We start from the raw sequence: 13,692 nt of genomic DNA on the forward strand, positions 1-13,692 counted from the left end.
CCTGGGCCGCCGCGCGGGGCACGCAGGCGGGCGCGCTTGCCGGTCACGGCCGGGCCGGGGACATATGTGCTTACAAAGTCAAGTCGGCCAGTCTGGCTGCGTGGCGTTATCGGAAGTATGGTGATATCAGGGGCGGCGAGTCTCGGCCCGGGCGCCCATACTGACCAAGAGGTATTCCAAATGTTCTCTGATCGCAGGCTTGGCCCCGGCGCCCGCGCCTTGCTGCTTGCCGCAGGCCTCGTTTTCGCCACCTGGCAACTGCCGGCGCTGGCGCAGTCCGCCGATCCCTCTGGCCGCATCGCCACCGTGACCGATGCTGCCGGCAACCTGAGCTTTGCCCCGGCGGGTTCGGACGATTGGGCAGCCGCGGCGCTGAACCGGCCCATTACCACCGGCGACCGCCTGTGGGTCGACAATGGCGGCCGTGCCGAGCTGCATGCCGGCTCCACGGCGATCCGGCTGGGCAGCGGTACCGCCGTGACGGTGCTCAACCTCGACGACAGCGCTACCCAGGTCAAGCTGACCCAGGGCACGCTGCAATTGCGTGTGCGCGCGCTGCCGCCGGACCAGCCGGTCGAGGTGGATACGCCCAACCTGGCGTTCGTGCCCAGCGAGCCCGGCGACTACCGCCTGGACGTGGCGCCCGACGGCACCAGCACGGTCGTCACCATGCATCACGGCACTGCCGTGGTCTACGGCGACAACCACTCGCTGGTAATGCGGCGCGGTGACCAGATCCGCTTCGATGGCTCCGACCTGGCGCAAGACGGCAGTGCTTCCAATCCCCCGATGGATGCGTTTGACCGGTGGGCCCTGGCGCGCGACGCGCGGGAGGATGGATCGCCGTCGGCACGCTACGTGCCGCGTGAAATGACCGGCTCCGCCGAGCTGGATAGCTACGGCGACTGGCAGGAAGATCCCGGCTATGGCGCGGTGTGGTTCCCGCGTGTGGTGGCGGCGGACTGGGCGCCGTACAGCACAGGCCACTGGGCCTGGGTGGCGCCGTGGGGGTGGAGCTGGTGCGACGATGCGCCCTGGGGCTTTGCGCCGTTCCACTACGGCCGCTGGGCGCGCGTTGGCGAGCGCTGGGGCTGGATGCCGGGCCCGGTCGCGGCGCGCCCGGTCTATGCGCCAGCGCTGGTCGGCTTTATCGGCGGCGGTGGCTGGAACGCGTCCATCCAGATCGGCAATGGTCCTGGCGTCGCCTGGTACCCGCTCGGCCCGCGCGAAGCTTATCGGCCTGTCTACGGCGCAAGCCCGACGTACATCACGCGGATTAACAACGTCGCGGTCAACAACGTGACGATCAATAACAACGTCCACAACACGTATATCAATCGCGATGTACCCGGCGCCATCACTGGCATGCCGGCGCGCGCCTTTGTACAGGGCCAGCGCGTGCCTCCGGGTGCTCGCAACGTGGCCTGGCGCGACCTGCCGCGGGGCGAGGCCAATGGCGCGCCGCCGCTGGCACCCGTCAAGGCGAGCCTGGCCGGCCCGGCGCCCGCACGGCCGGCTCCGGCCGCGGCGATGCAAGGCTTTGCGCGTCCCGCTATCGCGGCGCGCCCCCCGGGCCGCCCGGCCAGCGACGAACTGGCCCAGCGCTTCGCCCGCGCCGGCGGCGCAGTGCCTGGCGCCGGGCCAGTCTGGCAAGGGCGGGGCAACGGTCCTGCCGCCATCCAGGCGGCGCCCGCGCCAGTCCGGCTGAGCCAGGCAGCCCAGGCCAATCATGGCCGCATCGCAGGCGGCCAGGTCGGCGGTCCGGCAGGCGGTAACTTCGGCAACCCGGCCATGGTGCCGCAGCGGGCGGAAGGCGGGATCCGTCCGCCGATGCCGCAGGGCCTGGCAGGCGAGCATGGCGCCCAGCCGCCCGCCCAGGGCATCGATCCGCGCACGCGCGGCTGGACCACGCGCCCGGGCCAGGCCGGCGGCATGCCGCCGCAGAACGGCCAGCCGGCAGCGCCCCTCCAGCAGGCACAGCCGAATGGCCACAGCCCGCAGCCGGAGCCGCAAGGCATGGCTCGCGGCCAACAGGCGCTGCAACAGCAGCAGGACATGCAACGGCAGCAACAGCGGCAGGCGGGCGACCAACAGCACGCGCAGCAGGCGCTCCAGCAGCAGCAAGAGATGCAGCGCCAGCAGCAACAGCGGCAGGTGGGCGACCAACAGCACGCGCAGCAGGCGCTCCAGCAGCAAGAGATGCAGCGCCAGCAGCAACAGCGGCAGGCGGGCGACCAGCAGCACGCGCAGCAGGCACTCCAGCAACAGCAAGAGATGCAGCGCCAGCAGCAACAGCGGCAGGCGGGCGATCAGCAGCGTGCGCAGCAGGCGCTCCAGCAGCAGCAAGAGATGCAGCGCCAGCAGCAACAGCGGCAGGCGGGCGATCAGCAGCGCGCGCAGCAGGCGCTCCAGCAGCAGCAAGAGATGCAGCGCCAGCAGCAACAGCGGCAGGAGGGTGACCAGCAGCGTGCGCAGCAGGCGCTCCAGCAGCAGCAAGAGATGCAGCGCCAGCAGCAGCAACGGCAGATGCAGGAGCAGCAGCGCGCGCAACAGGCCGCGCAGCAGCAGGCCCAGCAGCAGCAGGCCCAGCAGCGCCAGATGCAGGAGCAGCAACGGCAGCAGCAAGCCATGCAACGGCAGATGCAGGAGCAGCAGCGCGCGCAACAGGCAGCGCAGCAACAGGCCATGCAACAGCAGGCCCAGCAGCGTCAGCAACAGCAACAGCAGCAGCAACAGCAGATACAGGAGCAGCAGCGGCAGCAGCAAGTGATGCAACGTCAGCAGCAGGAGCAGCAGCGCCAGCAGCAGGACCAACAGCGCCAGCAGCAGGAGCAGCAAAAGCGCCAGCAGGAACTGCAGCGCCAGCAGCAACACGCGGCGCAGCCGCATCCCGTGGCGGCGGATGCGCAGCCACCCCACGCGTGAGGGCGGGGCGGATCGCTTGCGAGAGCGCGGTTGCGCACGCCTGAAGGGCAACGAGCCCGCCCTGGCTAGCCAGGACGGGCTCGTTGCCGATGGCGCCGGCGGTGCGCCGGGCCTGTCTCTTGCCGCGCGTTACTTCGCCAGTTCCGACAGCCGCACCGGTGCGATCTTGCCGTTCTGCACCCAGCCCACCACGGTGTCGGCAACGGTGCCGCCCTTGGCGTCGATGCTCTCGATCTCGTTCGGGTTGGCATCCTTGGCCAGCGTCTTCACCGCCTCCGGCATCCTGGCCCGGATCGCGGCCACGTCGCTGGTGGTGCCGGCCAGCTTCATGGCGCCGGCCAGCGCGTAGACCATGGTGTAGTTGAGCGACATCTCGGTGGTGGCGTCGCGCCCGTCATGCAGCTTCTTGTATTTGCTGTTGTAGGTTTGCGCGGCCGGGCGGGCATCGTTGGCCAGCGGCATCACGCCGATGGAGCCTTCGAGCATGGCCAGGCCGTTGGTGACCTTGGCCATCTCATCCAGCTTGGCCTGGTCCATCACGATGAAGCCGCCCTTGAAACCCAGCTCGCGCGCCTGCTTGACCACCAGTGCGGTCGGCTCGGACGGGCCGCCCACAAACATCACGTCGGGCTTGTCGGCCAGCACGCGTGACACGCCGCTGTAGAAGTCGGTGGCCTTGGTGTAGGACATCGGGTTGTTGGCCACCACCTTGCCGCCCGCGCCTTCCCAGGCCGGCACAAACGCCTGCACCCAGGCCTTGGCGTAATCGTGGTCGGCCGGGGCCAGTGCTACGTTCTTACCGTAGCGCTTCATCTGCGCCTTGATGAAGGGCTCGATATAGCCAGTGTAGGACGGCGGGATGCGGATGGTCAGCTTGTTGCCTGTGTCCGTGATGCGCGGCACGCTGGAGTAGGCCATCACCAGGAATTTCTCCTGCTCGTTGAACGCCTGCAGTGCGAAGATGCCACCCGAATGGGGCACGAACACGGCGGGCGTCTTGTACTGCTGCACCAGGCGGCGCGCATTGATGGCGGCCTCGGCGGGCGCGTACTTGTCGTCCAGCGACACCACTTCCAGCTTCACCTTCTTGCCCTTGACCTCCAGGCCCGAGGCGTTGATTTCGTCCACTGCCATCTGGATGCCGGACAGGACGTTCTTGCCGTACAGCGCGGCGCCGCCCGACAGCGGGCCGGTGTAGCCGAGTTTGACGACTTCCTGTGCGAAGGCGGTGCCGGATGCCATCAGCGTGGCCACGGCGGTGGCGGCGAGGGGGAAGAGGCGGCGGATCATTTTGGTTTGCATTTGGCTGTCTCCAGTTGTGTTTGCACTGCGTTCGTTGTTGCCTGCTGGTTCTGGTCTTGCTCCCCTCTCCCGCTTGCGGGAGAGGGGTTGGGGGAGAGGGCGGGCGATCATTGCGCCGCCGCGCTGCGCAAAACCGTTGGCTTTGCTTTTTGTGGCTCCTAGCTAAGCCACCCCTCTCCCCAACCCTCTCCCCCTGAGGGGAGAGGGAGTAACTGCCGTCGTCATTTCCAACGGCTTTGGCGCGCTCTAGCCACCGATATAAGCGCGGCGAATTCCTTCATCCTTTAGCAGCGTGTCGCGGTCGCCTTGCATCACGATGCGGCCGCTCTCGATCACATACGCGCGGTGGGCGATGCCCAGCGCCGCATAGGCGTTCTGCTCGGCCAGCAGCACCGTGGTGCCCGCGCGGTTGATGCGCTGGATCACCTCGAACATCTGCTTGACCACCAGTGGCGCCAGGCCCAGCGATGGTTCGTCGAGCAGCAGCGTGCGCGGGCGTCCCATCAGCGCGCGGCCGAGCGCCACCATCTGCTGCTGTCCGCCTGACAGCGAGCCGGCCGGGTCGTCCTTTTTCTGCCGCAGGATCGGGAACATCTCGAAGACTTCTTCCAGCGAGCGCTTGATGCCGGCCGAGTCGCGCCGGTGCACGTAGGCGCCCAGCGTCAGGTTCTTCTGCACGCTCATGGCGGGAAACAGCTTGCGCCCTTCGGGGCAGTGCACCAGCCCCGCCTGCACGATCTGCGAAGGTTTCATGCCAGCCAGCTCGCGGCCGTCAAAGCGCATGCTGCCGCCGCTGGTGCGATGGATGCCGCTGAGCGCCATGAAGATCGAGCTCTTGCCGGCCCCGTTGGCGCCCAGCAGCACCACCAGCTCGCCGGCGGCGGCGTTCAGCGTGATGTTGTCGAGCGCGCGAAAGCTCCCGTACGAAAGCGAAACGCGTTCAAGCTGCAACATGGTCGGCTCCCAGATAGGCTTCGATGACCTGCGGGTCTTGCTGGATCTGCGCGGGCGATCCCTCGGCGATCTTCTCGCCGTAGTTCAGCACCATGATCTTGTCGGCCAGCCGCATGATCATGTCCATCTTGTGTTCGATCAGGCAGACCGTCTTGCCGTGGCGGACCATCTTGCGGATCAGTTCGGCCAGGCCCACGGTCTCCTCGGGGTTCACGCCACCCGCGGGCTCGTCGAGCAGCAGCAGTTCGGCATCGGTGGCCAGCGCCAGCGCAAAGGCCACGCGCTTGCGCTCTTCCTGCGTGATGTCCGCCGCCACTTCATGCGCGAGGTGCGCCAGGCCCACGAAGTCGAGCGCCTCCTCGGCCTTGGCGCGGCACAGCCGCTCTTCCTCGCGCAGCCGGCGCGTGTTGAAGATCACGTCGGCCAGCCCCGCTTGCGTGCGCAGCCGGTGGCCAACGATCAGGTTGTCCAGCACGGTGGCGCGGTCGAACAGGTGCGTGGCCTGGAAGGTGCGGGCCACGCCGAGGCGGGCGATCTGGTCGGCGCGCAGGCCGGCCACGTTGCGGCCCTTGAGCAGGATCTGCCCGGAGGTTGGCGCATGGGTGCCGGCGATCAGGTTGAAGAAGGTGGTCTTGCCCGCGCCGTTGGGGCCGATGATGGCGTTGATATGGCCCGTCTCGAAGGTGATCGAGACATCGTGCACGGCGCTCAGGCCACCGAATTTCTTGGTCAGGTTGCGGATCTCAAGCATGGTCGGCCCCTGCGTTCGCAGCGTTTGCATTCGGGTTGCCGGCGACGGGCGCGTCGGCCGGGTGCTCGCGGCTTGTGCCGCCGCGGCGTGCAGCGGCGGCGCGGCGCGCCTGGCGCTTGGCCCACGAGCCCACGATGCCGTCCGGCACGAAAATGATCAGCAGCACCAGCACCGGCCCGAACACCAGCATGCGGTAGTCCTGCAGGAACTGCAGCGTCTGCGTGATCCACGGCACCAGCACCGCGCCCAGCAGCGGCCCCAGCAGCGTGCCGGTGCCGCCCACCAGCATCGCCATCACCATCTCGAAGGTCAGGTCGGTGCGCGCGATGTCCGGCCCGAGAAAACGCACCTGGCCCGCGTACAGCGCGCCGGCAAAGCCGGCATAGCCCACCGACAGCACGAACGACAGCACCTTGGTGCGCATCAGGTTGATGCCGAGCGCCTCCGCCAGCGCGTCGCTGTTGCGCACGGCCATGAAGCTGCGGCCCAGCAGCGAAGTGACGATGCGGTGCATCAGGAAGGTGCCCGCCACCAGGAAGAACAGCACCAGGTAGTACTGCGCCTGCACGTTGTCGAACGCGAGCGGGCCCACCGAGGCCGGCACCGGGATGCCGATCAGGCCCACGGTGCCGTGCGTCAGGCTTTCCCACTTCTCGATCAGCAGGTAGATGATGTATCCGATGCACAGCGTGAAGATCGAGAAGTAATGGCCTTTGAGCCGCAGCGATACCACGCCGACGAAGTAGCCCACCACCATGCACACCACGCCGGACAGCACGAACGCCGCCCAGAACGGCACCTGGTGATCCACCGTGAGGATGCCCAGCGTATAAGCGCCGATGGCCATGAAGCCGCCGTGCGCCAGGTTGAGCTGGCCGGTATAGCCCGTGATCAGGTTCAGCCCCAGCGTGGCGATGGCGTAGATGAAGGCCAGCGTCATCACCGTCAGGTAGTAGCTGTTGGGCGTGACCAGCGGGAACGCGATGGCCAGCGCCAGCAACAGGGCCCAGCCGGTCTTGCCTTGCAGTGTCTTTGTCATGGTGCGCTCCTTATGCGGCCTTGCCGGCAAACAGGCCTTGGGGCCGGATCGACAGGATGAGCACCAGCAGCGCAAAGGCGATGATGTCCTTGTAGTCCGTCGAGACGTAGAAGCCGCCGAAGCTCTCGGCCATGCCGATGATCAGTCCGCCCACGATGGCGCCGGGAATGCTGCCCATGCCGCCGAGGATGATGATGACGAAGGCCTTGGTGATGACCAGGTTGCCCATGCTCGGGTAGACCAGGTTGATCGGCGCGTAGAGCGTGGCGGCAATGGCGGCGAGCGCGCCGGAGATGGCAAACACCAGCAGCGTGACACGCGTGGCGTCGATGCCCACCAGCGCCGCGCCCTCGCGGTTCTGCGCCATCGCCACGATGGTGGAGCCGGTCACGGTGCGCGTGAGGAACAGGTGCAGCAGCACCATCAGCCCGAAGGCGGCGGCGATGATCAGCAGCCGTTGCGCCGGCGCGGTCAGGCCCATCACTTCCACCATCTGGCCATAAGGCGTGGGCATGCGATGGAAGTCGGCGCCCCACATTGCCTGCGCGCCGGCTTCGAGGAACAGCATGATGCCGATGGCGGCGATCATGTCGTGCAGCTCCGGCGCGTTGCGCAGCGGATGGAACACCAGCCGGTCGGCCAGCATCGACAGCGCCGCCACCGCGATGGCGGCGGCGCCCATCGCCAGCCAGTAGTTCATGCCCAGCGACGTCATCAAGTAGTACGAGACGTAGGCGCCTGCCATGTAGAAGGCGCCATGCGCGAAATTGGGCACGTGCAGGATGCCGTAGACCAGCGTCAGGCCCAACGCCACCAGGCTATATACGCCGCCCAGCGTCAGGCCGTTGAGGACTTGTTGAAGAAACAATGTCACGGGCTTACCTCATGCGACTTTTCGAATCACGAACGAAGGCACGCAAGCCGCGCTGCGGGCTGCGTGGAAATGGCGGCGCCGCGCAAAAAACAATGCGGGGGCCACTTGGTCAGGCGGGGCGAAAGTCAGCCGCGGGGCGGTGCGGCCTGGTGAATGGCGTGATGCATGCTTGGTCTCCTGTGCGATGCGGCAATGGCCTGCCGTGCAGGCCCCGGGTGCGGTGTCGTCGTGTACCGTGAAGCGCTACGCATGTCTGCGTAGGTATGTTCCAGCACGATCGTTCGTTTTCATTGACTGTTGCATACGGCCTGAGGCACAGTCAAGAAATACGGAATAGTCTTCCGCACAGCGAAATAGCCGGCTTACCTCCGGCCCGCCATCTCCAAAGGCGGCCACAGGTCTGCTTCCCGCACCCAGTAGCCAAGCGTTATCGCCACGTATGAAGCGCACCTCGTCGATCCCGCTCTCGCCTGCCTCCTCCGCTTGCTTGCCCGGCGGCGCGCATGCCACGCCTGTGCGCGCCGCCGATGCGCCGCACCACGGTGGCGAACCGGACATCGACCGTGACGACCGCAATTTTGTCACCGCGCTGGCGCGTGGGCTGGACCTGCTGCGCGCCTTCGGCCCGCACGACGATTACCTTGGCAATGCGGAACTGGCGCGGCGCGCCGGCATCCCGCGTCCCACGGTTTCACGCCTGACCTACACGCTCACCAGCCTGGGCTATCTGATCTACTCGGCGTCGCTGGAGAAGTACCGGCTCGGCCAGGGCGCGATGGTGCTTGGCCAGCGTTACCTCGCCGGCTCGGGCATCCGCGAGATCGCGCAGCCGCTGATGCAATCGCTGGCGTTTGCCACCGACTGCACGGTGGCGCTTGCCACATCGGACCGCCATGAGATGGTGTACCTGGAAGTCTGCCAGCCGCGCGGCGCGCTGGTAATGCGGCTGGCGCCCGGCTCGCGCCTGCCCACCGCCACCTCCGCCATTGGCCGCGCGTGGCTGGCCGGGCTGGAGCCGGAGCGGCGCGCCGCCGTGCTGGCCGACCTGGAGCGCCACTACGGCGCACGCTGGCCCGCGATCCGCATCAAGCTCGAGCGCGCGCTGCGCGACTACGCCAAGCGCGGCTTCTGCCTGGCCCACGCGGAGTGGGACCGCACGGTCAGCGGCGCGGCCGCGCCCGTGGTGCTTGAAGACGGCGCGGAAGTACTGGCCATCAACATCGGCGGCGCGGCTACGCGGCTGACGCCGGAAATCCTCGACGGCAATCTTGGCCCGCGCATCCGCGAGCTGGCCGAAGCGCTGCAGAGCCGTCTGTGGCAGGGGCGTGGATAGCTGTGCCATGCGCGCCATCGATGCCATCGCCACGTATCGCTTTCTCACGGCCCCAGGGCCACACATCTAGCTGGCAATACAGACATAGCAAACAAAGGAGACAAAGATGGAGATTCGCAACAAGACCGTGGTGGTGACGGGTGCCGCCACCGGCATCGGGCGCGCGCTGGCGCTGGCATTTGCCGCCGGCGGCGCGCGCGGCGTGGCCGTGGCCGACCTGGATGGCAAGGGCGCGCAGGCGGTAGCCGAGGAAGTGGCCAAGGCCAGCCCGGACTGCCAGGTGTTCGCGCAGCAAACCGACGTGGCCGATGCTGCCGCCGTGCAGGCGCTGGCCGATGAGGCCACGCAACGCTTCGGCCAGATCGATGTGTTCTGCTCCAACGCCGGCATCATCCTGCGCAAGGGCCTGGATGCCAGCGCCGAGGAATGGCAGCGCATCTGGGAGATCAACGTCATGGCCCACATCCACGCCTCGCGCGCGGTGCTGCCGCAGATGCTGGCGCGCGGCGATGGCTATTTCGTCAACACCGTATCGGCCGCCGGCCTGCTGTCGCAGATCGGCTCGGCGCCCTATGCAGTGACCAAGCACGCCGCCATCGGATTTGCCGAGTGGCTGTCGATCACCTACGGCGATCGCGGCATCAAGGTCAGCTGCATCTGCCCGCAGGGCGTGCAGACGCGCATGCTGTTCGGCGAGGATGGCGAGCGCAAGGGCTTCCTGCAGGCCGGCTCGGTCACGCCCGAGCACGTGGCACAGGTCACGCTGGAAGGCGTGAAGGACGAGCGCTTCCTGATCCTGCCGCATCCGGAAGTGCTCGAGTATTACCAGCGCAAAGGACAAGATTACGATCGTTGGCTAAAGGGAATGCGCCGGCTGCACGATAAAGTGATGGCGGAGTTCGGCGGCACGGTGGTTTAAGCGTGGCGTGAAACCCCGCGCAACGTTCAGAACAGTCAGAACAGTCAGTTGAGTTACCGCTGCCGGCGCACGGGTGCAAGGCTTCGCCCCTTCGCCCCTTTGCGCTGGCCGCGTGCAAGATCAGTCCGACACCAGAATAAAACCGAACATCGGGAGACACACCATGCGTTGCAAACCTTTCGCAGCTGCCGTCCTGGCCGCCTGCGCCACCTTCGCCGTGCCCTCGGCCCATGCCGACACCTATCCTTCCAAGCCCATCCGGATGGTGGTGGGCTTTCCCAGCGGTGGCGCGCCCGACATCCTGGCGCGCATCTTCTCCGAAAAAATCTCACCCTCGTGGGGCCAGCCCGTGGTGGTGGACAACAAGCCGGGCGCAGGCGGCAACATCGGCGCCGAGGCCGTCGCGCATGCCGCGCCGGATGGCTACACGTTGGCGCTGGGCACGGTCGGCACGCACTCCATCAACGGCGCGCTCTACAGCAAGATGCCGTACGACATGGTCAAGGATTTCACCCCGGTGATCCTGGTCGCCTCCACGCCCAACGTGCTGGTGGTCAACCCTTCCGTGCCGGCCAAGAACGTGGCGGAGCTGATCGCGCTGGCCAAGGCCAAGCCGGGCGCCCTGACTTTCGGCACGCCGGGCATCGGCACCTCGCCGCATGTGGCGGGCGAGATGTTCAACTCCCTGGCTGGGGTCAAGCTCACCCACGTGCCCTACAAGGGCCGCGCCATGGCCATTCCCGATCTGCTCGGCGGCCATATCAGCATGATGTTCGACAACCTGCCGTCGGCGCTGCCGGTGATCAAGGAGGGCAAGGTGCGGGCGCTTGGCGTGACCAGCGCGAAACGCTCGCATTCGGCGCCGGATATTCCCACGCTGGCAGAGCAGGGGCTGCCCGGGTTTGATGCGGACTCGTGGTTTGCGATCTTTGCACCGGCGAATACGCCCAAGGATGTGATCGCCAAGCTGAACACCGAGCTCAACCGGATTTACCAGCTTCCCGATGTGCAAGCCAAGCTCAAGACCTTGGGGCTGGATCCTATTCTTGGTACGCCGGAGAAGTTGGCGGGTTATCAGAAGGTTGAGATTGCCAAGTGGGCGAAGGTGGTGAGGGATTCGGGGGCTAAGGCGGAGTAAAGGTGTTGGATTTTGGGGCTAGGGGCTATACGACGTCGCTCTGCGGGGTTGGTCGCTGTTTCTTTTGGCGGCGATGGTTTTTGGACCCGTGGGCCGTACGACATCGGTCTTTAGGGTTGGTCGTTGTTTCTTTTAGCAGCGTTGGTTTTTGCACCCAAGGGCCATACGACATCCCCCTGCGGGGGCTGCCGGTCACTCTTCTTTGCGTCGGCAAAGAAGACTAACGAGAAGAAAGCCGACCCTGCCGGGAGCAGAGCAATAAGGCTGTTCAGCCTCGGTGGTTTCGTCGTACGGCCCTGAGTGTTGGCTAGCCGATCCTACCGGCCCCAAGGACATCATTTCTGCATGACCCATGGGTTACGTGGTGATGCCCCTGACCTCGTGCGCGGTGACCATTCACACATCTGCCGTTCGCGGTGCGAGGGGCTGCGCCGTTTCGGGTGTGGCTGGTTTCGTGGTTTTGTCTCGGAGGACGAGCGCCGTGGGTGCGAGCGCGGCCCTCGCGCACGGGCCACGGTGCTCACCACGAAACCAGGGGGGCCGAGAGTAAGGCGCCGGTAGCGCCCGTACGGCAGGGCATCAAATACCCGGGAGAGCCCGCCGTCAGAGACAAAACCACGAAACCACCAAGGCAGGCAGGATCGTGGTGCTGCGCACCGCGAACGGCAGATGCCCGAACGCGCACCGAGCAAAGCGATCAGGGGCACCACCACGTGACCATTGGGTCATGCATTTTCGATGCCCTCCAAGCCGGTATGGCAAAGGCCAGCCAACACTCCGGGCCGTACGACGCAACCACCGAGGCTGAACAGCCTTATTGCTCTGCTCCCGGCAGGGTCGGCTTTCTTCTCGTTAGTCTTCTTTGCCGACGCAAAGAAGAGTGACCGGCAGCCCCCGCAGGGGGATGTCGTATGGCTCTTGGGTGCAAGCGCCATCGCCGATGAAATAAACAGCGAAACCCCCTGCTGGGCGATGTCGTATGGCCCCAAAATCCAACACCAACAAGAAAATCACAAATCCGCCTCAGCGGCCACGCCCACCCCCACCCGCACCGCAGGCCCACTCCCACTCCCACTCCGCAACCGGCTAAAACTAACCACTGCCCCCACAAGCGCCACCCCCGCGGCAACAAAAAGCGCCACCCGAGCCGCCCCGCTGGCATCAACACTAAACAACAACGCCACAACAGCTGTCCCGGTGGTCTGCCCCAGCAACCGCGTTGTCGCCTGCGCCCCGCTAGCGCCGCCACTGCGCGCCGGCGGCGTGGCGCCAATCATCGCGCGGTTGTTCGGCGACTGGAATAGCCCGAATCCCAATCCGCACATGGCCATGCGCCAGCACACGGCAAAGCTGGACGCTTCCGGCCCAAGTGTCGCCAGGCCGATCAGCCCGCTCCCGAGCAAGGCCAGCCCGATGCCGGCCAGGATGCTGGCGGGATAGCGATCGGACAGGCGTCCCGAGATGGGCGCCATGATGGCCACCATCAGCGGCCACGGCGTGATCAGCAGCCCCGTCTCGTGCAGCGTGCGGCCAAGCTGGTATTCGAGGTAGAAGGGCAGCGCCACGAAGGCCAGCATCTGCGCCATGAAGGAGCAGAACGACGTGCCCACCGCCAGCGTGAAGGCGCGGCTGGCGAACAGGTCCACCGGCACCAGCGGCGCATGCTTGCCGCGCTGCATGCGTACCAGCCACCATCCCAGCAACGCTGCCACCACCAGGCCGGCGGCGGCGGCGGGGCGCCATTGCGCGTGGCCCGCGCCGTCCACGCCCAGGATGAACAAGGCAAAGACCACGGCCGAGAGCAGCGCGCTGCGATAGTCGAAGCTGCGCGGCTGGGGCGGCGTCGCCGGCAGTGCGGTGCGGGCCAGCGCGAGCGCAAAGATTGCCACCGGCACGTTGATGGCGAACAGCCACGGCCAGCTCGCCACCGACAGGATCAGCGCGCCCACCGAGGGCCCCACGGCAATGGTGATGCCCACCACCAGCGCGTTCAGCCCGATGCCCCGGCCCAGCTTGGTGGGCGGATAGATAAAGCGCACCAGCGCCGTGTTCACGCTCATGATGCCGGCGCCGCCGATGCCCTGCAGCACCCGCGCGGCCACCAGCACCGGCAGGTTGGGCGACAGCGCGCACAACAGCGAGCCCGCCAGGAATATCGCCAGGCCGCCGCGGTACACGCGCTTGTAGCCAAGGATGTCGCCCAGCGAGGATAGCGGCAGCAGGCACACCGTGACGGTGAGCTGGTAGGCGTTGACCACCCAGATGGTGCTGGACGGGTCGGCCGCCAGCTCGCGCGAGATCGAGGGCAGCGCGATATTGGCGATCGAGCCATCGAGCACGGCCATGATCAGGCCGCAAAACACGGTGAGGATGGCCCAGGAGCGTTGGGGATAGGGTAAGCCTTGGTGTGGCTGCATGAGGGAGGGCGGCTGCTGAAGGAGTGGCGCGAGCAATACA

At 66.7% G+C, this 13,692-nt stretch carries 10 protein-coding genes; 4 read left to right on the forward strand and 6 right to left on the reverse strand.

Annotation, left to right across the window (positions count from 1 at the left end):
- The first annotated feature begins 180 nt into the window (after window positions 1-180).
- A complete protein-coding gene (locus tag AC1RQC_RS07030) occupies window positions 181-2,925 on the forward strand; it encodes a DUF6600 domain-containing protein (protein WP_492882773.1) in 2,745 nt (914 codons plus the stop codon).
- A 129-nt stretch (window positions 2,926-3,054) separates the two neighbouring features.
- Here the strand turns inward: AC1RQC_RS07030 and AC1RQC_RS07035 are convergent, their stop codons facing one another.
- The 5 genes from AC1RQC_RS07035 to AC1RQC_RS07055 all read right to left on the reverse strand — a co-directional run bounded on the left by AC1RQC_RS07035 (window position 3,055) and on the right by AC1RQC_RS07055 (window position 7,845).
- Complete coding sequence (locus tag AC1RQC_RS07035) at window positions 3,055-4,227, reverse strand: ABC transporter substrate-binding protein (RefSeq protein WP_492376485.1); 1,173 nt, start codon at window positions 4,225-4,227, stop codon at window positions 3,055-3,057.
- Between the two features lie 246 nt (window positions 4,228-4,473).
- Window positions 4,474-5,181, reverse strand: coding sequence for an ABC transporter ATP-binding protein (locus AC1RQC_RS07040; RefSeq protein ID WP_174425292.1), 708 nt, complete (start codon window positions 5,179-5,181; stop codon window positions 4,474-4,476).
- Window positions 5,168-5,932, reverse strand: a complete 765-nt coding sequence (locus AC1RQC_RS07045) for an ABC transporter ATP-binding protein (protein WP_150993389.1) — start codon at window positions 5,930-5,932, stop codon at window positions 5,168-5,170. The genes AC1RQC_RS07040 and AC1RQC_RS07045 overlap by 14 nt, the downstream gene beginning before the upstream one ends.
- Complete coding sequence (locus AC1RQC_RS07050; RefSeq protein ID WP_492882775.1) at window positions 5,925-6,971, reverse strand: branched-chain amino acid ABC transporter permease; 1,047 nt, start codon at window positions 6,969-6,971, stop codon at window positions 5,925-5,927. Before AC1RQC_RS07050 ends, AC1RQC_RS07045 begins: the two co-directional genes overlap by 8 nt.
- A 10-nt stretch (window positions 6,972-6,981) precedes the next feature.
- On the reverse strand, window positions 6,982-7,845 hold the full coding sequence (locus AC1RQC_RS07055) for a branched-chain amino acid ABC transporter permease (RefSeq protein ID WP_150993602.1): 864 nt from the start codon (window positions 7,843-7,845) through the stop codon (window positions 6,982-6,984).
- Between the two features lie 439 nt (window positions 7,846-8,284).
- Between AC1RQC_RS07055 and AC1RQC_RS07060 the strand changes: the two genes are divergently transcribed.
- From AC1RQC_RS07060 to AC1RQC_RS07070, 3 genes are all read left to right on the forward strand, one after another.
- Window positions 8,285-9,178 (forward strand): IclR family transcriptional regulator, encoded by an 894-nt coding sequence (locus AC1RQC_RS07060; RefSeq protein ID WP_492376753.1) that lies wholly within the window; start codon window positions 8,285-8,287, stop codon window positions 9,176-9,178.
- 106 nt (window positions 9,179-9,284) lie between these two features.
- Complete coding sequence (locus tag AC1RQC_RS07065) at window positions 9,285-10,097, forward strand: SDR family oxidoreductase (protein WP_150993598.1); 813 nt, start codon at window positions 9,285-9,287, stop codon at window positions 10,095-10,097.
- A gap of 163 nt (window positions 10,098-10,260) precedes the next feature.
- Window positions 10,261-11,235 (forward strand): Bug family tripartite tricarboxylate transporter substrate binding protein, encoded by a 975-nt coding sequence (locus AC1RQC_RS07070; RefSeq protein ID WP_492828897.1) that lies wholly within the window; start codon window positions 10,261-10,263, stop codon window positions 11,233-11,235.
- 1,010 nt (window positions 11,236-12,245) lie between these two features.
- Here the strand turns inward: AC1RQC_RS07070 and AC1RQC_RS07075 are convergent.
- Entirely contained in the window at window positions 12,246-13,652 is a 1,407-nt protein-coding gene (locus AC1RQC_RS07075; RefSeq protein WP_492828895.1) for an MFS transporter, read from the reverse strand.
- Between the last annotated feature and the right edge of the window lie 40 nt (window positions 13,653-13,692).

This window comes from Cupriavidus sp. GW822-FHT03E04, assembly GCF_058801495.1.